This window comes from Prevotella sp. ne3005 (genome assembly GCF_900110085.1).
Taxonomy (GTDB): Bacteria; Bacteroidota; Bacteroidia; order Bacteroidales; family Bacteroidaceae; genus Prevotella.
The window spans coordinates 350,532-371,075 of the sequence record NZ_FOCK01000001.1 but is presented as its reverse complement, the minus strand read 5'-3'; the positions used below and the strand labels follow the sequence as shown (position 1 = coordinate 371,075).

The window sequence follows — 20,544 nt, the reverse complement described above, 5'->3', positions numbered from 1 at the left end:
AATTTACCTTTCAATCCGTATGCGGGCATCGACGGCCACGATGTCGTTCTCGTTGGCAAGGAGCGGATTGATATCCATCTCCTTGATCTCGGTGGCAAAGCGGAGTAGGGTGGAGAGGCGCACAATGATCTCGGCAAACTTCTGTTCGTTGATGCCCTTCTGCCCGCGCGTACCTTTTAATATCTTATAGCCACGCAGCGAGTGGATCATGGAGTAGGCTTCGCCATAGCTCAAGGGAGCCAGGCCTGACGATACATCCTTCAGTACCTCGACGAAGATGCCACCCAGACCACAGAGCACCACATGACCGAAGCGCTCTTCGTATTTCGCACCGATAAAGAGTTCGGTGCCCTTGAGCATCTTCTGGACCATCACCCCGGTAGCGCCCTCGATCTGCATCATACGGTCGTATTCGAGGGCAAGGTGCTCGGGGGTGCGGATGTTGAGGGCCACACCGCCCACATCACTTTTATGGACCGGACCTACCACCTTGGCTACAACGGGATAGCCCACACGCTCGGCAAAGGCCGTGAGCTCTTCTTTCGAGAAGCTCACCAGCTCGGGCACCAAGGGGATGCCGGCACAGGAGAGTATCTCCCTGACAACGTCGGGAGCGAGGTAGCCGCTCTGAAGACCCTCGAATTTCAATCGGTTGGTCTCACGATAGATAATCTTATGAAGCATGGAGATGTCGGTGCCATAGAGCTGTACCTCCGACGGGGCAGGGGGTGGGGTGCTCATCACCTGCGAAAGGGCCGTGGCCAGCGTCACCTCGTCGCTGAAGTTGACATGGCCTTTCTTCAGGAACTCCTCGACCTCAGGACCTGCCGTGTGCAGGCTGGGCAGTACGGGGAAGATGGGCTTCTTGCAAGCGCGGATCTTCTGGTCGAGCACATCGTAGGCCTCATAGAGTTGGGTGAGGCCAGGGGTGCCGTAGATGACGGCAATGGCATCGATATAGTCGAACTTGTTTTCGCAGTAGTCAATCACGGTGCCCAGCTGCTCAGCTGTTCCTGTGGCCAGGAAGTCGATGGGGTTGGCTACGGAGGAGCCTGCGAAGAGCTTGGTCTTCAGCTCTTCGGCAGCAGGCCCTTCAATCCTGGGTACGTTGAGTCCGCCTTTTGACAGGGCATCCGTGAGCATCACACCAGGGCCGCCAGCATGGGTGACGATGGCAAAGTTCTTGCCCTTCAGAGGGGGCAGGGTGAAGATACAGCCCACGGTGGTGAGCTCTTCACGGCTGAAGCAGCGCACGATGCCTGCTTTACGGAAGAGGGCCTCGACGGCAGAGTCGCTGGAGGCGATGGCACCCGTATGGGATGAGGCGGCACGGGAGCCGCTCTCCGATGAGCCCGCCTTGATGGCAGCGATGCGACAACCCTTGCGGATGAGGTTGCAGGCGTGGTAGAGCAGCTTGTCGGGGTTGGCGATGTTTTCGATATAGAGCAGCTTGACCTTCGAGTCGGTCTCGGCATTGAAGTGCTCGTCCATATACTGCAGCACATCCTCGATACCTATCTGCTTACCGTTGCCTATCGACCACACGCTGTTGAACTGGAGGCCTTTGATGACGGCACTCTCGAGAATGAACACCGCCGTGGCACCGGAGCCAGAGATGAAGTCGACACCCTGCGGATTGAGGTTGGGGATGGGCAGGGTGAAGACGCTGTGGTGGTGGCGGTTCAGCAGTCCGATGCAATTGGGTCCTATCAGGGCTGCCCCGTATTGTTCACACGTGTCGAGGATACGCTGTTCGAGGGCGGCACCAGCCTTGGTCTCTTCTCCGAATCCGGCAGAGATGATGACGAAGGCTCGCACTCCTTTCTCCTTGCAGAGATAGTCCACATAGTCGGGGCAGAACTTCGCTGCCACCACCAGCACGGCCAACTCTGTCTGGGGGATATCCTTCACGTCGTGAAACGCCTTGATGCCCTGTACTAGGTCTTCCTTGGGGTTTACGATGTACAGGTCACCACCGAAACCACCGTTGATGATATTGCGTACGATAGAGCCACCCGGCTTATGTACGTTGTTGGAGCCGCCGATGACGACGATGCTCGCGGGTTTTAATAGCTGTTGGTTAATCATAGGTGCAAAGATAATATAAAAATGCCTAATTTCCAAGCAATATTGAGAAATTTTTTCTACCTTTGTACGCATAAACCAAATTAATGGGCTTGGATATGAAGAAAAGTATTATTCTTATAATTGCATTGGTCATGCCTATATTTCTATTCGGACAAACGTATAAGTCACTCTGGAATCAGGTGGAAGAGGCAGAAAAGAAAGATCTGCCCAAGACGGAGTATGAGGTGCTTCAGAAGATTGTGAAGAAGGCCACGAAGGAGAAAGCCTACGGACAGCTGTTGAAGGCTGAACTGCAGGCTGCCCAGGTGATGGCAGAGATAGCCCCCGACTCGTTGAAGCCCGCCATGGACCAGATGCAGCAGCACTGGCTCGGCACGAAGGACGAGGTGTTGAGGCTGGTGTGGCAGACCGTACTCTATAAGGTGTCTTCGGGCAATGCTGAGCTGGAGATGAATATCGAGCGGCCGAAGCTGACCGACGGCCTCTGCGCGAAACTCTCTAAGATCAAGGATGAGGCTTACAGCCCGCTCGTGATCAAGGGAGCCGATGCCGCCATCTTCGACCACGACCTCCTGCATGTCATCGGCTATGAACTCTCCGACTACCGGAACCTCCATGACTTCTACGTGAAGGCCGGCAACCGGAGGGCGGCCTGCATCACGGCCTCCGAGGTCTATGGCTTCAGTCCGATTGCCGAGATCGACTCGCTGATAGCCGAATATGGCGACCTGCCTGAGGCGGGTGAGCTGGCCATCGTGCGCTATCACCGGATCAGGTATAATGACGAGATACCCATGGGCGACAAACTGGCGTGGCTGCAGGAAGCCCAGAAGCGCTGGCGCTCATGGAAACGTATGGCCATCCTGGCCAATGCCGAGGCCGACATGACCAATCCCCAATATCGGGTAGGTTTTGACCGGAAGGTGGCCCTTCCACAGCAGTCGCAGGAGGTGAGGCTGGATGAGTTGCGTAACCTCTCGTCGCTCTCGATGAAGGTGTATCGGGTGAATGCCAAGGGAGATATCGACATCTCGCCCAACTATCCGGAAGGCTATAGGAAGATCAAACCCCTCTTGGGAGAGGTGGTGCTTCAGCAGGAGCATGCCTATACGGGTAAGGCCCCTTATGAGATGTTTAAGGATACCCTCCAGTTGGATGGTCTCCCCATGGGTGTGTATATGGTGGAGTTTAAGAGCCTTCCTGCCACGGAGGTGATTCGCAGCCTGTATTTTGTGACCGATGTCTACACCATTGCCGAGCCCCAGCCGGCAAACGAGGCCATGCGCTTTGTGGTGGTGAGTGCCACTACAGGCCAGCCCATCGCCAACGCTCAGCTGCACATCAAGGAGCAGTTAGGCTACAAAAACTTTTTTGAACACGATGCCGTGACCGACGCCAAGGGTGAGTATATCTATCATGCCAAGGATGCCGACCACCGTATGGAGGCTTTTGCCTATACCCCCGACGATCAGGCCTGTCCGCCCCTTTCCGGCACCTTCCGCTACACTTACTATGGCGACCGTGGTTTGGAGCAGCGCACCTGTATCTATACCGACCGCGCCATCTATCGTCCGGGTCAGACCGTTCATGCCTCGGCCATTCTCTATAATGTGATCCAGGGTTTCAAGCATTCTGTCAGGAGCGAGGCCCCGTTGACCTTTGTCCTGCGCGATGCCAACTATAAGGTGATCAAGGAGCAGCAGGCCGTGACGGATGCCTATGGTACGGCTGCTGCCGATTTCACCCTGCCCTCTACAGGACTGACGGGACGGTTTACCCTCCAAGTGGGGAACCAGAGCTACGGTTTCCGTGTGGAGGAGTATAAGCGTCCGACGTTCCATGTCGACTTCCCCGAAGTGAAACAGTTGTATGCCGCTGGCGACACCCTGACAGTAAAGGGTACGGCCATGAGCTATGCCGGCGTACCAGTACAGGGGGCGAAGGTCAGCTATAAGGTGGTGCGCCGTACAGCCTTCTGGTGGTGGAGCTACAGCAGTTACTGGGATTCCACCTCGCTGAACTATCGTAATCAGGGCGATGAGGTGTTTCAGGGTGAGGCAACCACGGGCGATGACGGAACGTTTGACGTGACCATGCCTTTGCAGATGCCCGAGACCAGCTATCCGATGTTCTACCACTTTGTGGTGACGGCTGATGTTACTGATACGGCGGGTGAGACCCATAGCGGTGAACTCTCGCTGCCTCTGGGCAATCGTAAACAGGCCCTGAGCATCGACCTGGCAGAGAAGATCCTGAAGGAAGACCAGCCCAAGGCCACCATCCATCTGCTCAATGCTGCCGGCAAGGACCTCGACGCCGAGGTGAAATACCGCATAGATGAGGGAGCGTGGCAGAAAGTCAAGACCAACAGTCCTATCGTGATGCAGAAACTCGCTTCTGGAAAGCATGTGCTGGAGGCCACCTTCGAGAATGATACCACGAAGCGTGAGTTCGTGCTCTTCTCGGCAGATGACGAGGTGCCTGCCACAGAGACGCATGACTGGTTCTGGCTCTCGGCCACCCAGTTCCCTAACGACGGCAAGCCCGTGACGGTGCAGGCAGGCTCTTCCGATGCTGATGTGCATATCGTCTACAGCCTCTTTGCCGGTAAGAAACTGATCAAGCAGGGGGCCGTCGACAAGAGCAACCAACTGCTTAACCTCAAGCTGAAGTATGATGAGAATTATGAAAACGGCCTGTTGCTCACCTTTGCGTGGGTGAAGAACGGCCTTTGCTATACCCACACGGCTACTATCCGCCGTCCCTTGCCCGACAAGCGTCTGAAGCTGGAGTGGACCACCTTCCGTGACCGGTTGACACCTGGTCAGCAGGAAGAATGGACACTCACCATCAAGGATGCCGATGGCAAGCCTGTCGACGCCCAGCTGATGGCCACGCTCTACGATAAGAGCCTCGACCAGATCTATGCCCACTCCTGGAGTCTGGTGCCCGCTCTGTCGGTGGCCCTTCCCAACAGCTCTTGGTATTTTGTCCCTGTGCGCAGCATGAGCGGCAGCGCTTATATGTCGTGGCGCTCGGCATCTGTCGATGATCTGACGTTCAGCCGTTTCGACGATGAGATCTTCCCGTCGTATAGGAGTGGTCGTTTCCGTCGCTTCTCGCGGGGTGCTATGTTAGGGGCTGGTGCAGTCTTGGATTCGGCTCCGATGGCCAAGATGTCTGCACGTAACGTCATGTTGGAAGATGCGGTTGTCGAAGAGGCTGCCGACGCGATGGTTGCTGAAGTGACAGAGGCCGAGGCCCCTGAAGAGGAGTCGAAGGCAGAACAGGTTCAGGTGCGTGAGAACCTCAACGAGACGGCTTTTTTCTATCCCCAGCTGGTGACGGCGAAGGATGGTTCCGTGGCCCTGAAGTTCACGTTGCCTGAGAGCCTCACCACATGGCGCTTCATGGGTGTTGCCCATACAAAGGATATGTATTACGGTTCACTCACCGGTGAGACCGTGGCCCAGAAGGATGTGATGATACAGCCCAACATGCCCCGCTTTATCCGTGAGGGTGATGAGAGTGCCATCTCTGCCCGTATCATCAACACCGGCGAACAGTCGCTTACGGGTAAGGCCGTGGTCAGGTTCCTCGATCCGGAGACCAATGCCGTGGTGCTCGAGCAGACGCAGGATGTTACCCTCCCTGCAGGTTCCACCACCCCCGTAACTTTCAATCTTCCGCTCGGCCGAAGGACGCTTGCTACCAGCGGGACGCAAGAATATTCAATCTTCAATCTTCCATTGCTCGTCTGTCAGATGACTGTCAGCGGAAAGGGCTTCTCTGATGGTGAACAGCACTACCTGCCCCTGCTGCCTTCGACGGAGCGCGTCACGGTGGCAGTGCCCATCACCCAGCACCAGCCGGGAGAGACCACCATCGACCTCGCCGCCCTGATTCCTGAAGACGGGAAGAATGGCAAGCTCACCCTTGAGTATACCAACCATCCCGCATGGCTCATGATACAGGCACTGCCCACCGTAGGTAACCCCGTTGACGATAATGCCATCTCACAGGCTGCCTCGTATTATGCCAACGCCATCGGACAGTATATCCTCCAGCAGAACCCACAGGCTGCTGTGGCCTTCAGACTCTGGAAGCAGGAGGCCTCGGGCGAGTCGCTCACCTCTCAACTCGAGAAGAACCAGGAACTGAAGGACCTGATTCTGAACGAGACACCGTGGGTGTTGGATGCAGAGCGTGAGACCGAACAGCGCCAGCGGCTGGGAGACTTCTTCGATGAGAACCTGATGCAGAACCGTCTGAACTCGGCTATCGGGAAACTCCGTAAGCTACAGCTCAGTGATGGTGCCTGGACCTGGTGGCAAGGTATGCCGGGCTCGTTCTATATGACTGTGGCCGTGAGTGAGATGCTGGTCCGTCTGAACGATATGACAGGAACACAGGCCTCTACGGAGCAGATGCTCTCCAGTGCCTTCGACTTCATGGGCTCGGAGATCGTGGAGATGGTAGAAGAGATGAAGAAATGGGAGAAGGAAGGTCATAAGCCCTCGTTCCCCTCGTTCAAGGCCCTCCAGTGGCTCTATCTCACCACCCTCGACGGCAGGGAACTGCCAGCCAAGGTACAGGCTGCCAACAACTATCTGCTGCGCCTGCTGAAGAAGGATATCAAGAGACAGAGCATCTATGAAAAGGCCCTGACGGCCGTGATCCTCTCCAAGACTGATCCGAAGCGTGCCCTCGAGTATGTCCAGTCGTTGAAGGAGTATACCGTCTATCGTGAGGAGATGGGGCGTTATTACGATACGCCACGTGCCGGCTATAGCTGGTACGACTATAAGATTCCCACCCAGACCGTGGCTATCGAGGCCCTGCAGCGCCTCACCCCAGAGGATGAGCAGACCATCGAGGAGATGCAGCGCTGGCTCTTGATGGAGAAACGTACCCAGGCCTGGGATACGCCTATCAACAGCGTGAATGCGGTGTATGCATTCTTGGGGAGACAAGGAGACAAGGAGACAGGGAGACAAGGAGACAAGGAGACAAGGAGTCAAGGCAATACTTTGAGACTTGATGCCGAGAACTCCACCATCAAGGTGGACGGTAAGGCCCTCGAACTGCCCAAGGCCACCGCAGCCATTGGCTATGTGAAGACCACGATGCCCGCCGACAGTAAGGCTCTCACCATCGATAAGACCTCGACAGGTACTTCGTGGGGGGCTGTCTATGCCCAGTTCTCTCAGGCAACGAAGCATATTGCCGATGCTGGCAGTGGCATCACCGTGAAGCGCGAGATCCTCGCTGCAGATCAAAGCTCAAAGCTTAATGCTGAAAGCTCAAAGCTCAAAGTGGGCGACCGGATTCGTGTACGTATCACCATCACTGCCGACAGCGACTATGACTTCGTACAGGTGATCGACCGCCGTGCTGCCTGCATGGAACCCGTCCGTCAGCTCAGTGGTTGGCACGACGGCTCCTATTGTGCGCCCCACGACTGTTCTACGAACTATTACTTCGACTGTCTGTCGAAAGGTAAGCATGTCATAGAGAATGTCTATTATATCGACCGCACAGGAACCTACGAGACGGGCACCTGTACCGTAGAGTGTGCCTATGCCCCAGAGTTCCGTGCCATCACAAAGTCACAAACGTTGAAGATTGAAGATTGAAAATTGAAGATTGTGAAAATTTATAAAATATGGAAAGAAAGTATTTAAGAATCTCAGGCGTTGGAAAACGAAGAATAGCATTGTTGGCCTTGGCGCTACATTGTTCAATCTTCAATTTTCAATCTTCAATGATCTTCGCCCAGAAACTCGTTATCGAGAAGACCACCATCGACTGCGGTCGTACAGGCTATGAACAGCCTATCACGGCTACCTTCGAACTGCGTAACAAAGGCCGCCGTAGCCTCGTCATTGAGAGCGTGAAACCCGACTGCGGCTGTACGGCTGTCGACTATCCCAAGAAGGTGGGTGCAGGCGATAAGTTTACTATTAAGATGACCTACGACGCCCGTCAGCTCGGCCACTTCCACAAGATGGCTGCTGTGACGAGCAATGGCACAAAGACCCCCGTCTATCTCACGATGCAGGGCGTGGTGCTTGCAGAGATGGTCGACTACTCGGGCAACTACCCCTTGTCGATGGGTGAGCTGCTGCTCGATAAGGCTGAGCTGGTGTACGACGATGTGAACAAGGGCGACGAGCCTGTGCAGGAGATCCATGTCTTCAACAACGGTACGAAGGAGATGACACCCAACGTGATGCACCTGCCGCCCTACCTCTCAGCTACGGTAACGCCAGAGCGTATCAGACCAGGTCGTGGTGCCACCATCACGGTGACCCTCCATTCCGACAAGTTGCGTGACTATGGCCTGACCCAAACCTCCGTCTATCTGGCCAAGCAGCTCGGTGAGAAGGTTAGCCAGGATACCGAGGTGCCCGTATCTACCATCCTGTTGCCCGACCTGAAGTCGTTTGCCACGACCAATAAGGATCTGGCCCCGCAGCTGACTATCTCCACCACCGATGTCGATTTCACCGACTTCGGAGGCAAGTCCAAGAAATCGACTGAGATACTCTTCAGCAATCAAGGACATTCCACGCTCACTTTCTCCTCCATGCAGATGTCTACGGGTGGTATGAAAGTGACGCTGGGCAAACGCGAGCTGGAGCCTGGACAGTCCACGACGCTGAAGATTACCGGCTATGCCGACGAACTGAGTAAGTTGCGTGCCCGTCCTCGTATCCTACTCATCACCAACGACCCTGACCATGCCAAGGTCATCATTAACATTAAAACAAAATAAACATGGATCATCCTGAGAATAGTTCAGAATATGCAGGCCTGCAGGTGAACAGTGGTGTCAAGCAGCCACCTATCGTCAATCCCTACCTGAAGCGCAACCGTCGTCGCGAACTCTCTGCAGCAGAGTTGGTCGAGGGTATCGTCAAGGGCGACGTCACCATCCTTTCCCAGGCTGTGACCCTCATAGAGAGTGTCAACCCAGACCATCAGGCCCGTGCCCAGGAGGTCATCAACAAGTGCTTGCCTTACAGTGGCCGTAGTATCCGTGTGGGCATCAGCGGTGTGCCGGGGGCAGGAAAGTCGACCTCTATCGATGAGTTCGGCATGCACGTACTCCGAGAGAAAGGCGGCAAACTCGCTGTTCTCGCTATCGACCCTTCCAGTGAGCGTACCAAAGGCTCTATCCTCGGAGATAAGACCCGTATGGAAAAGCTGGCACAGCATCCTGACTCGTTCATACGGCCTAGTCCATCGGCAGGTTCCCTGGGTGGCGTGGCCCGAAAGACGCGTGAGACGATTATCCTCTGTGAGGCCGCTGGCTTCGACAAGATATTTGTTGAGACCGTGGGTGTCGGACAGAGTGAGACGGCCTGTCACTCGATGGTCGACTTCTTCCTGTTGATCCAAGTGGCAGGTACGGGTGATGAGCTTCAGGGCATCAAGCGAGGTATCATGGAGATCAGCGACGGCATCGTCATCAATAAGTGCGACGGTGACAATGTGGACCGTTGTCAGATGGCGGCCACGAACTTCCGCAACGCCCTCCATTTCTTCCCCATGCCCGAGAGTGGCTGGCTGCCTAAAGTGCTCTGTTACTCGGGCTTCTATGGCACGGGCGTGAAAGAGATATGGGACATGATCTACCAGTATATCGACTTCGTGAAGGCCAATGGCTATTTTGACTACCGTCGCAATGAACAGTCGAAATACTGGATGTATGAGAGTATCAACGAGCATCTGCGGCTGAACTTCTACAACAACCCACGAATCAAGGCTCAGCTCAGTGCTGCCGAACAAACGGTTTTGGCAGGCCACAAAACTTCATTCGTCGCCGCTCAGGACCTGCTGGATGAATACTTTGCAGAGTTGAAAAAATAATCTTCAATCTTCAATTTTCAATTTTCAATTTTCAATCTTCAATATTCAATCTTCAATGATTCAAATAGAAATAGACGAAGGCAGTGGCTTCTGCTTCGGAGTGACCACCGCCATCAAGAAGGCCGAGGAAGAGCTCACCAAAGGGTCGAAGCTCTACTGCCTCGGTGATATTGTGCATAATGGTATGGAGTGTGAGCGCCTCCGTGAGATGGGACTCATCACCATCAACCACGACGAGATGCGCGAGCTCCACGATGTCAAGGTGTTGTTGCGGGCCCATGGTGAGCCCCCAGAGACTTATGAACTCGCCCGCAAGAACCACATAGAGATCATCGATGCCACCTGTCCTGTGGTGCTTCAGCTTCAGAAGCGCATCAAAACCCAGTTTGAGGCGGGCAACGGCCAGATTGTCATCTTCGGTAAGAAAGGACATGCTGAGGTTCTCGGTCTTGTAGGCCAGACCCAGTCCACGGCCATTGTGATTGAGAACTTCGATGAGGTGGCCAAACTCGACTTCTCACGCGATATATATTTGTATTCGCAAACCACGAAATCGCTCGACGAGTTTCATCGCATTATCGACTATATCCAGAGTCATATAGCCCCAGAGGCAACCTTCAAGAGCTTTGATACGATCTGTCGTAATGTGGCCAACCGCATGCCAAATATCTCGCAGTTTGCCACGAAACACGACCTGATCCTCTTTGTCTGCGGGCGAAAGAGCTCCAACGGCAAGGTGCTTTATAACGAGTGTCTGCGTGTGAATCCCAATACCCACCTTGTTGAGGATCCTCAGGAGATACAGCCTGGGTGGTTTGAAGGTATCCAGACCGTGGGCATCTGTGGAGCAACCTCTACTCCTCGCTGGCTTATGGAACAGTGCCGTGATGCTATCCAGCAGATGCAATAAAACAATAATCCCCCGTCAAGTGGCGGGGGATTATTGTGAACTATCGTATTTTTAGAACTTGTAGTCGAGACCTACGCCGATGACGTGGTTAGTGCGGCTGTAGGTGTCGGAACCGGGGAAGGGAGTTCCCTGATACTGGTCCTGCTGCTTCTTGTAGTCGCTATAGAGCGAACAGAAATAGCTGACGTTGAGGCGCATCTTGTCGGTGATGTTCCAAGCACCGCCAAGGCCGAGGCTGTAGCTGTCGCAGGCAAACGAGGTGTTCTGCTGGTAGCCGTCGCTAAGACCGTAGTCGGTACGCTGACCACCGCAGCTGACGGTGAACTTATCGTTGATGTCGTACTCCACACCTGCAAGGATCTCGTGGGTGCCGTGGTCGAGTTCCTTCTGACGGTCGCCAGCCATGATAGCGTGCTTGTCGTCGAAGAAATGGTATTCGAGGGTGGCGCGGAGCTGCTTGGTGAACTCATAGCCGACGGCTGCCACGAAGAGCGAGGGCATGTCGTAGCGTGTCTTGACACCATCCTGATAAGCGGCCACTCTGTCGCCAAACTGTGCCAGGGCCAGCTCGCCTTCGATGTAGGGCATGAGGGCAGCCGTGTTGGGATCGGTGTTCTTGATGCGGCCAGAGAGTTCCTTCGTGTCGTTCTTGGTCTCTATCTTCGTACGGAACTCATAGCGGGCAGCTACAGTCAGAGGACCATTGTGGTAGTCGAAACTGAAGATGGGGGCCACACCAAAACCGCGCTGGATGCAGTCGAGGTTGAGGTTGATGAGGTCGACTCCCTGTGTCGTGGCAGAAACGAATCCGCGGTTGTAGCCGTCATAGTAGTTGGCACGCAGACCTACAGCAGCGGCAAAGTTGTCGGTGATGCGATAGGTGAAGTTTAATTGGGCACCATAGATATACTGCTTACCCTTCATTTGGGCATCATAGTCGTACATTCCGGGCATCAGCTTGCTCTGGGCGAGCATGGCGCGGATGGGCACCTCGAACATGGGAACACCATCGTCATACTTTACGAATCCGCCGCTGCCCACGATACCGATCATGGTAGAGAGTACCCAACGGTCTTTCTTGTAGGAGGCGAAGAGGGCAGGGACGATAGGAGCAGAGGCCACACCGTTGTACTTCTTCTCGAAATTGGAACCGAGGAAGTTGGGGATGCTGGTCTCGATGTCGCGGTGCTGCCAGGGCTTCTGGAAGTTGAGTGAGAGTTGGAAACCTTCGTGTCCCCAGGCGAGGCCTGCAGGGTTGCTGTAGGCTGCATCGATTTCCATGGATGCACCACGGGCGAACATACGGTCGAAGGCAATGTGATAATTGGTGTTGGTCATCAGTCCGCCGGCGAAGACTGAGTTGCTGCAAAGAGCGATAACGGCTGAAATAATTAATTTTCTCATCATAATTGTCGATTCTAACGAAATTTGGCTGCAAAGTTAGCAAAATTTCCCTTATTAACCGAAATTATGATGAGAAAATTGCGCAAAAGGGACAAATTATTGCGCTGTACGCTCACGGAAGCGGTCCATGAGCCACTGTTTCTGCTCCGGAATCGTCATATTGGAGTTGTCGAGCTCGATGGCGTCATCGGCCTTGCGTAAGGGAGAAACCTCACGGTGGGAGTCGATGTAGTCGCGTTCTTCGACATTCTTCAGGATATCGTCGAAGTCGGCAGGCATCCCTTTGGCCTTCAGTTCGTCGTAGCGACGCTGGGCACGAACCTTAGCAGAGGCGGTGACGAAGATCTTGAGTTCGGCATCAGGAAAGACGGTGGTGCCGATGTCACGGCCGTCCATCACCACACCTTTGTCCTTGCCCATCTGCTGTTGTTGGGCAACCATGGCTGTGCGCACAAAACCGACGGCAGCGATGGGGCTGACATGGTTGGAGACTTCGAGTGAGCGAATCTCTTTTTCCACACACTCATTATTTAAATAGGTGTCGGGACGACCAGTCTCGGGATTGAACTTAAACGAGATCTGGATGTTGGGCATCTCGGCCTCCAGGGCGGAGGTGTTGACACTACCGTCATCATTGAACAGCCCCTTGCGGAGGGCATAAAGGGTGACACTGCGGTACATGGCACCAGTGTCGACATAGACATAGCCCACTTCACGGGCAAGGTCTTTGGCCATCGTGCTCTTTCCGCACGACGAGTGACCATCGATGGCAATTGTAATCTTCTTCATAATGCGTATGATATGTTAATGAGTATCGATGAGGTGGTGACGTGGTACTTGCCGTAGGCTACGTGGAGCTTGAAGCGCTCAAGGCTAAGTCCTGCACCAAGTGAAAAGCCTGCCCCATGGGCAGAGGAACCGTCTTCGTCGCTGATCTTCATTTCGTAGGCACGGCGGAAGTTATAGCCTGCCGCCACGTAGATGTTGCTGCCCAACAGAACATCGGCACCGATGGCGATATGTCGCCCGAAGGCTTCATCCCAGTCTGTGAGGCGGCTCAGCGTGACATGGAAACGCAAGGGGGCGCCCTGAAGCTGTTTGCTGACACCCACCTGCAGGTCGAAGGGGATGCGTTCGAAGGTATCGTGGTAGGCCTTGACCTGTCCACCGAGGTTACGGGCCACGGCAGAGAGACTCCATAGAGAGACTTCGTTGAAGTAGTTCAGGCCGAGGTCTACGCCTACGGCCATGGAGTTATATCCTGCGATATGCGAGGAGATGACCTTAGCTGTGATGCCGCCGCTAAGGGTGTTGGTAAGGGCATAGGCGAAGGTGCCGCCGATGGCCCAGTCGCGGGCGGAGAACGTGCCGAGATCCTCGTTGTGGGCAGAAGTCTGTTTGATACTTCCGTAGTCCATATACTGTCCGGTGACACCCCATGTGGCACGATCGCCAGCTCCCTTGACAAAGGCGGCACTGGCCGTCTTGGCTCCCTCCATGTAGGTCATGTAGTTGAGGTTGATGGAACGGTCGCTAACGCCATTGATGAGGGCAGGGTTATGGAAGATGAGGGTGGCATCGTCGTCGGTGAGGGTGATGTTGTCACCTCCCACAGCAGCCACATGGGCACTGACGGGCAGTCGGAGGAAGTTGTAGGTGGTTGAGCTTTCTTGGGGAAAAGCCGAACTTACAGAGAAAAGAAAAATGAAAAGTGAAAGGCAAAAACGAAGGGGCAGAGGTCTGTGACTTCTGCAGCCTGAACGTTTGCCGATTCTGGACATTTCACTTCTCATTCTTCACTTTTCACTCCTTTATCCCCTAATTGGGCGCAAAATTACAAAATTTTTCTTAATTTCGCCCCTTTTTTACCTTTTATCGTTTCTACCTTTTTACTTTTTTCTTATCTTTGCACTCACTTTAGCTATAAAACGTAGAAAAAGCTTTTTTATTATGGAAGTCAAGAAGAGTCGTGAGGCTGATTTGGAACAGCAACGGACGCAGCGGTTTCTCCTGGGACTGATTGTAGTGCTGGCTTCCGCTTTCGTGGCCTTGGAGTGGAATAGCTCCGACAGCGGCTGGACTTTTTTTGAAGAAGATGACGATCTGGAAGCGGAGATGGAGCTCTCGCCCCTGAAGCGCGACCAGGATGAGATCCCGATGATGCTGCCGCAAGAGCATAAGGTGGAGAAACCTGAATCGGAACAGTTGAGGCTGGTAGAAGAGGACGTAGAACTGCCTCAGGAGGCACTTGCGGAGCCCGAGGAGATACCCGACCCTGAGAAGGTGGCCGAGGAAGAAAAGCCTGAGGTCGTAGATATGTACGACGAGCCCGTGGACTTCCGTGTGGTGGAGGATCTGCCTCAGTTTCCCGGAGGGGCTGTGGAATTTATGAAGTGGCTCACGAAAAACCTCAAATATCCTGCCGTTGCCCAGCAGCAGAAAATCAAGGGCAAGGTGGTGGCACAGTTTATCGTCAATAAGGACGGAACGGTGAGTGACTTGGAGGTGGTGGAACATTTGCATCCTGTATGTGACCAAGAGGTGCTGCGGGTGCTCAAGAAGATGCCGAACTGGCAGGCTGGCGTGATGAATGCCAAGCCTTGTAGGACGAAAGTCTGCATACCAGTTGTATTTAATTTATAATATAAGATATGTACACATCTGAAGAATTACTGAAGAAGGTGAATGCGTCGCTCGACGGGATTGTCTATGACCGTAAGCCCTTTACCCTTTACGAACCAATCAAGTATGTGCTCTCATTGGGTGGCAAGCGTGTACGCCCAGTGCTGATGTTGCTGGCCTATAACCTCTACAAGGATGACCCTGAGCGTATTATGACGCAGGCCATCGGCTTGGAGACCTATCACAACTTCACACTGTTGCACGATGACCTGATGGACAATGCCGACATGCGCCGTGGTCATGAGACCGTTCACAAGAAGTGGGATGCCAACCAGGCCATCCTTTCTGGTGATACGATGTTGTTGCAGGCGTTTGAACGTATTGAGGCCTGCGAGGTGGACAAAGTGAAGGATGTTTTCCAGACTTTCCTCATCACCACCTATGAGATTGGAGAGGGTCAGCAGCTTGACGTGGAGTTTGAGACCCGCAATGATGTGCGTGAGGAGGAATATATCGAGATGATACGTCTGAAGACCAGTGTCCTGTTGGCCTGTGCCGTGAAGATTGGTGCCATCTTGGCTGGTGCGCCAAAGAAGGACTGGGACAACCTGTATAAGTTTGGTGAGCAAATTGGTCTGGCTTTCCAGTTGCAGGACGACCTGTTGGATGTGTATGGCGATCCTAAGGTGTTTGGTAAGAATATCGGTGGAGATATCACGTCGAACAAGAAAACCTATATGCTTATCAATGCCATCAACCGTGCCAACGATGCCCAGCGCCAAGAGCTGAAAAAGTGGATTGAGGCCAAGGGCTTTGACCGCAACGAGAAGGTGGCAGCTGTGACGAAGCTCTATGATGAGATTGGTATCCGTCAGCTCTGTGAACAGAAGATGGAGGAGTGCTATCAGCTGGCTCTGCAGTATCTGGCTAAGGTGGAGGTGTCCGAAGAGCGCAAGGCAGAGCTGAAGGCCTATGCTGCTGAGATGATGACCCGTCAGTCATGATTGATACCCATTGCCATTTGGACGGAGAAGAGTTCCATGAGGATCTCGATGCCGTGGTGACCCGTGCCCGTGAGGCAGGGGTTACTGCTATTGGGGTGCCGGGTATTGACTTGAAATCGTGTGACACCGTCTTGGAGGTCTGTCGCCGTTACCCTGGCTATTGCTTCCCTATGCTTGGCCTACATCCCGAGGAGGTCCGCGCTGATTGGCGTGAGGTGCTGGCTCGCATCAAGCCTTTCTTGAACAAAGGGGTCTGCGTAGGTGAGGTGGGCCTCGACTTCTACTGGAGTCGTGAGTTTGAACGTGAGCAGATAGAGGCTTTTGAAGAACAGGTACGTTGGTCGGTAGAATTGGGACTTCCCCTGATGATCCACTGTCGGAAGGCGCAGAACGAGATGGTCACTTTATTAAAACGGTTTAAGAATCAGTTGCCGGGCGGGGTGTTCCATTGCTTTACGGGAAATGAGTTGGAAGCCCGGGAACTCTTGCAGTTTGATCAGTTTGTTCTAGGCATTGGTGGCGTTCTGACCTTTAAAAAATCGAAGTTGCCCGAGACGCTACAGGCGGTTGTACCCTTGGAGCGTATCGTACTTGAGACCGACTCCCCCTATATGGCACCAGTGCCCATGCGTGGCCAGCGCAATGAGCCTGCTTTTGTGGCGCATGTAGCGCAAAGACTTGCTGAGACCTATGGCGTCAGTATATCGGAAGTGATTCGCCAGACAGATGAAAACTGCAAAAAAGTATTAAATATCACGGCTTAAGCGGTATTATGTGAAGTAAAATGATTACCTTTGCAGCCGCTAAACTAAGGAGAGGTGCTCGAGTGGTTGAAGAGGCACGCCTGGAAAGCGTGTAGCCGGCAAAACCGGCTCGCAGGTTCGAATCCTGTTCTCTCCGCAAGATAGAACTGGTTCAAAGCGTCCTTTTACGATTTCCTGTTCTCTCCGCTTTTTCCTTTTTTGAGATAATTTTTTTTAAATTTCTTCGTATTTTCCTTTTTTTTTTTTACCTTTGTGCCGTAATAATATTGCACGCACAATGAAAAGACTGATAGTTTTGTTCTCAATGGTGCTTTTGATCGGTATGATTCAGACCGTTAAGGCTCAAGAGAGGACAATAGATGATACCGAAATTGTGGATGATTCTGACAGTTTCCACAAGCAGCTTAAGACGAAGTTCATCGACGGTAACGTCGGGTTTATGTCGTTGGTGGCGCTGGCCTTAGTATTGGGCCTGGCATTTTGCATCGAGCGCATCATTTATCTAACATTATCTGAGATTAAAAGCTACCGACTATTAGAGGATATTGAGAAACATCTGCAGCAGGATGATGTGGAGGGGGCCAGGAGTCTTTGTCAGCATACACGTGGCCCGGTGGCTTCTGTCTGCTACCAGGGTCTGCTCCATATCCGTCAGCCGATGGAGGCCATCGAGCGCAGTATCACCAACTACGGTGGATTGCAGGCAGCCAATTTGGAGAAGGGTTGTTCTTGGATCAAGTTATTTATCGCCATGGCTCCCTCTCTGGGCTTTTTAGGAACGGTGATAGGTATGGTGATGGCCTTTGATCAGATTCAGCAGGCCGGCGATATCGGTCCTACTATTGTGGCCCAAGGTATGAAGGTGGCGCTGATAACCACCATCTTCGGAATCGTAGTGGCGCTGATTCTGCAACTTTTCTATAGCTATATCCTCTCGAAGATAGAACGGCTGACGGCACAGATGGAAGAGAGTGCCATCACGCTGCTCGACATGATTACAGAGTACAAACTGAAGAATAAACAGTGAAAAATGAATAGTCTTGTATCGCCATTCTTTGCCGATGTGATGTTGGGACTGATGTACCTGATGGTGGCTGCCGCACTGGGTGTGACGGCCTACTCTGTTTGGCATGGTATGCGCACGCGGCGGAAGGGCGATGATATCATAAATGGTGTACCTGCAGGTAGGATAGGGTGGTGCGTAGCCATCTGCTTCGTAGTCTGCCTCGCTGTTACATTCCTTCTTGGCTCGTCGGCTCCAGTCGTCACCAATGGCGTCCAGTTCACGAATGTCTTTTGGCTGAAGCTGACGGATATGTTTATCTATACCTCCATTTTATTAATCCTTGGATGTTTCGTAAGCGCTATCGTCAGCAGATTCCGGAGCTGAATACTACATCGACAGCTGATATCTCATTCATGTTGTTGATATTCTTTCTCGTGACATCGTCGATGGACACGGACAAGGGACTCATGCGTCAAATGGCGCCTCCGCCTGCTGAGCACGAACAGCCGATGGATATTAACAAGGATCTGGTGATGAATGTGGAGATTGATGCCAACAACCGGTTGATGCTCAACGGGAAGGCGGTGACACCAGTCCAACTCACAGAAGAGGTGCGCACGATGGCTTCCGTCAATCCTACGGGGCATGTGGTCGCCGTACAGGCAGACCGTGAGGCTACCTATGAAACCTACTTCCGGATGCAGGACGCAGTGGTGAGAGCCTACAATAGCTTGCGGCAGCAATATGCTCAAGAGCATTACGGGAAGTCCTATCAGCGTTGTACGGCTGAGGAGCGCTCGGTCATCAACGACCGCTATCCGCAGCGCATCAGTGAAGCTCCAATAGTGAAAGGAGGCCGCCCATGAGACCTATGCGCAGCATGTTTCATACCCGTCGGCACAATGTGCCTTCGCTGAATGTCGCCTCGATGCCTGACCTCATCTTCACGGTACTCTTTTTCTTTATGATTGTTACCCATATGCGTAACGACGAGGTGCAAGTGCGTTTGCAGGTGCCAGAGGGCAATGAGGTGCGGAAGCTCGCCAATAAGTCATCGGTGGTGAATATTTATATAGGGAGACAAGTAAACAAGGAGACAGGGAGACAAGGAGAAGACTGGCTTGTACAGTTGAATGGCGATTTGGTGAAGCCGGAAGAGTTACCGGCCCGTATCGAGCAGATCCGTGCGACAATGTCGCCGGAATTGGCAGAGCGCTTGACTGTCAGCCTTCGTGCCGATCGCCACACTCCGATGGGTATCATCCAGGATGTGAAGCAAGCTCTCCAGCAGTCGTATGCCTTGCGTATCAACTATAGTGCAACAGAAATACAATAATAATATCAACATTAAAAACGTTTTTACAATGAAAGCTACAATCCAAGAACAAGAAGGCCGTACATTGGCTATCCTCGAAGGTCGCCTCGACACGGCAGCCTCATCACAGGCCCAGAAAGATCTGGAACCCCTCAAGAACAGTAATGGAATTGATATCGTACTCGACTGTACGAATCTGGAGTATGTCGCTTCCAGTGGTCTGCGTATTTTCCTCAGTTTGCTTCAGGCTACAAAGCCCAAGGGCTGTCAAGTGATTATCCGTGGTGCCAACGACTACCTCAGGGAGGTCTTCTCTATGACAGGTTTCTCTAAACTTTTTATCATTGAATAATAGTTAATTGTTTTTTTAGATTTTCTTCAATGGATACTGTAAGAATCCTAAGTGTTGATGATGAGAGTGACCTCGAGTTGCTGCTTACACAATATTTCAGACGTAAGATCCGTAAGGGCGAATATGAGTTTTCTTTTGCCCACAACGGTTTAGAAGCACTGGAGATGTTGCTGAAGCATAAAAACTTCGACATCATTCTGTCGGATATCAACATGCCGGAGATGGACGGTTTGACACTGCTGACGAAGATCAATGAGATGCAGAACCCTGCCCTGAAGTGTATCATGGTATCGGCCTATGGCGACATGGGAAACATTCGTCAGGCGATGAACAATGGCGCTTTCGATTTTGCTACCAAACCTATCGACCTAGATGATCTGAGTGTGACCATTGAGAAGGCTATCGCTCAGATTGCGTATATCAAACGTATGGAGCTGGAGCATAAGCAACTGGAGGGCATCAAGGACGATTTGGCTGTGGCCAGTCAGATACAACTCTCTATTCTGCCTAGAATCTTCCCGCCTTTCCCCGACTGTACTGACAAACTGGACATTGCTGCCAGTATGCATGCCGCCAAGGATGTGGGAGGCGACTTCTACGACTTCTTTCGCATTGATGACGACCATATAGGCTTTGTGATGGCCGATGTGAGCGGCAAGGGCATCCCCGCTGCCATCTTCATGGCTGTAAGCAGGACCGTTATCCGCACCACAGCCATTCAAGGCATGAGTCCGGGCGCTTGTATCGCTCGTTCCAACTCCCTGATTTCTAAAGAGTCCTCAAATGGCATGTTCGTCACCGTATTCTATGGCATCTACAATGTCAAGACCGGTGAGATTTCCTATTGTAATGCGGGGCATAATTCTCCCTTTATCCTTAAGGAAAATGGTAAGGTGGAGGAACTGCCCATGTCGACCAATCTGATTGTTGGTATTATGGATGGCTTTGAGTTTGAGGAGGGGAGATGCCAGCTGGAGCCAGGAGATACCCTGTTTACTTATACAGATGGTGTTTCAGAGGCAATGGATGTCAATCTCGAGATGTTTGGTGAAGACCGAATGAAGGCCTCTTTGGCAAAGGTTCCCCAACACACCTGCCAGCAGATCATCGACACAATGAAGGCCGATGTTGCTGACTATACGAAAGGTGCAGAGCAGAGTGATGATATCACGATGCTCGCTCTGAAACGCTTGTCATAAAAACT

The 20,544-nt window shown here is 52.8% G+C and carries 17 protein-coding genes and 1 tRNA gene; 14 read left to right on the top strand and 4 right to left on the bottom strand.

All coding sequences use genetic code 11. The annotated features are described in order from the left end of the window. Positions 1–3: 3 nt before the first annotated feature. A complete protein-coding gene (locus tag BMY16_RS01455) occupies positions 4–2,088 on the bottom strand; it encodes an acetate--CoA ligase family protein (protein WP_091839071.1) in 2,085 nt (694 codons plus the stop codon). A gap of 95 nt (positions 2,089–2,183) precedes the next feature. Here BMY16_RS01455 and BMY16_RS01450 point away from each other — a divergent pair, with 95 nt between their 5' ends. From BMY16_RS01450 to BMY16_RS01435, 4 genes are read left to right on the top strand one after another with little or no spacing between them, the layout of a single operon-like run. Next, positions 2,184–7,724, top strand: coding sequence for an alpha-2-macroglobulin family protein (locus BMY16_RS01450; protein ID WP_170835964.1), 5,541 nt, complete (start codon positions 2,184–2,186; stop codon positions 7,722–7,724). Positions 7,725–7,753: 29 nt separating this feature from the next. Further along, positions 7,754–8,866: a DUF1573 domain-containing protein gene (locus BMY16_RS01445; protein WP_091839055.1), complete on the top strand. Its 1,113-nt coding sequence runs from the start codon at positions 7,754–7,756 to the stop codon at positions 8,864–8,866. Positions 8,867–8,868: 2 nt separating this feature from the next. After that, complete coding sequence (gene meaB, locus BMY16_RS01440) at positions 8,869–9,963, top strand: methylmalonyl Co-A mutase-associated GTPase MeaB (protein WP_091839052.1); 1,095 nt, start codon at positions 8,869–8,871, stop codon at positions 9,961–9,963. 55 nt (positions 9,964–10,018) lie between these two features. Beyond that, positions 10,019–10,873: a 4-hydroxy-3-methylbut-2-enyl diphosphate reductase gene (locus tag BMY16_RS01435; RefSeq protein WP_091839048.1), complete on the top strand. Its 855-nt coding sequence runs from the start codon at positions 10,019–10,021 to the stop codon at positions 10,871–10,873. 51 nt (positions 10,874–10,924) lie between these two features. Here the strand turns inward: BMY16_RS01435 and BMY16_RS01430 are convergent, their stop codons facing one another. The 3 genes from BMY16_RS01430 to porQ all read right to left on the bottom strand — a co-directional run bounded on the left by BMY16_RS01430 (position 10,925) and on the right by porQ (position 14,070). After that, entirely contained in the window at positions 10,925–12,280 is a 1,356-nt protein-coding gene (locus tag BMY16_RS01430) for an OmpP1/FadL family transporter (RefSeq protein ID WP_244512808.1), read from the bottom strand. Positions 12,281–12,373: 93 nt separating this feature from the next. Beyond that, positions 12,374–13,066 carry a (d)CMP kinase gene (gene cmk, locus BMY16_RS01425; RefSeq protein WP_091839045.1) on the bottom strand — a complete coding sequence of 231 codons (693 nt, stop codon included), beginning with the start codon at positions 13,064–13,066 and terminating at the stop codon, positions 12,374–12,376. Then, positions 13,063–14,070: a type IX secretion system protein PorQ gene (porQ, locus tag BMY16_RS01420; protein ID WP_244512806.1), complete on the bottom strand. Its 1,008-nt coding sequence runs from the start codon at positions 14,068–14,070 to the stop codon at positions 13,063–13,065. Before porQ ends, cmk begins: the two co-directional genes overlap by 4 nt. Before the next feature lie 157 nt (positions 14,071–14,227). Between porQ and BMY16_RS01415 the strand changes: the two genes are divergently transcribed. From BMY16_RS01415 to BMY16_RS01370, 10 genes are all read left to right on the top strand, one after another. Continuing rightward, a complete protein-coding gene (locus BMY16_RS01415; RefSeq protein ID WP_091839042.1) occupies positions 14,228–14,920 on the top strand; it encodes an energy transducer TonB in 693 nt (230 codons plus the stop codon). Positions 14,921–14,928: 8 nt separating this feature from the next. Next, positions 14,929–15,903, top strand: a complete 975-nt coding sequence (locus BMY16_RS01410) for a polyprenyl synthetase family protein (protein WP_091839039.1) — start codon at positions 14,929–14,931, stop codon at positions 15,901–15,903. Next, positions 15,900–16,667, top strand: coding sequence for a TatD family hydrolase (locus BMY16_RS01405; RefSeq protein WP_091839037.1), 768 nt, complete (start codon positions 15,900–15,902; stop codon positions 16,665–16,667). The genes BMY16_RS01410 and BMY16_RS01405 overlap by 4 nt, the downstream gene beginning before the upstream one ends. Positions 16,668–16,715: 48 nt before the next feature. After that, positions 16,716–16,803, top strand: a tRNA-Ser gene (locus tag BMY16_RS01400). Between the two features lie 141 nt (positions 16,804–16,944). Continuing rightward, the gene (locus tag BMY16_RS01395; protein ID WP_091839034.1) at positions 16,945–17,694 is read left to right on the top strand and encodes a MotA/TolQ/ExbB proton channel family protein; all 750 of its coding nucleotides are present in this window, start codon (positions 16,945–16,947) and stop codon (positions 17,692–17,694) included. A gap of 3 nt (positions 17,695–17,697) precedes the next feature. Then, entirely contained in the window at positions 17,698–18,057 is a 360-nt protein-coding gene (locus BMY16_RS01390) for a hypothetical protein (RefSeq protein WP_139207088.1), read from the top strand. Continuing rightward, positions 18,018–18,539, top strand: a complete 522-nt coding sequence (locus BMY16_RS01385) for an ExbD/TolR family protein (protein ID WP_091839028.1) — start codon at positions 18,018–18,020, stop codon at positions 18,537–18,539. The genes BMY16_RS01390 and BMY16_RS01385 overlap by 40 nt, the downstream gene beginning before the upstream one ends. Positions 18,540–18,544: 5 nt before the next feature. Then, on the top strand, positions 18,545–19,009 hold the full coding sequence (locus BMY16_RS01380; RefSeq protein ID WP_091839831.1) for an ExbD/TolR family protein: 465 nt from the start codon (positions 18,545–18,547) through the stop codon (positions 19,007–19,009). Positions 19,010–19,037: 28 nt separating this feature from the next. Next, a complete protein-coding gene (locus tag BMY16_RS01375; RefSeq protein ID WP_170835963.1) occupies positions 19,038–19,340 on the top strand; it encodes an STAS domain-containing protein in 303 nt (100 codons plus the stop codon). Positions 19,341–19,369: 29 nt separating this feature from the next. After that, positions 19,370–20,539 (top strand): PP2C family protein-serine/threonine phosphatase, encoded by a 1,170-nt coding sequence (locus BMY16_RS01370; protein ID WP_091839021.1) that lies wholly within the window; start codon positions 19,370–19,372, stop codon positions 20,537–20,539. The last annotated feature ends 5 nt before the right edge of the window (positions 20,540–20,544 follow it).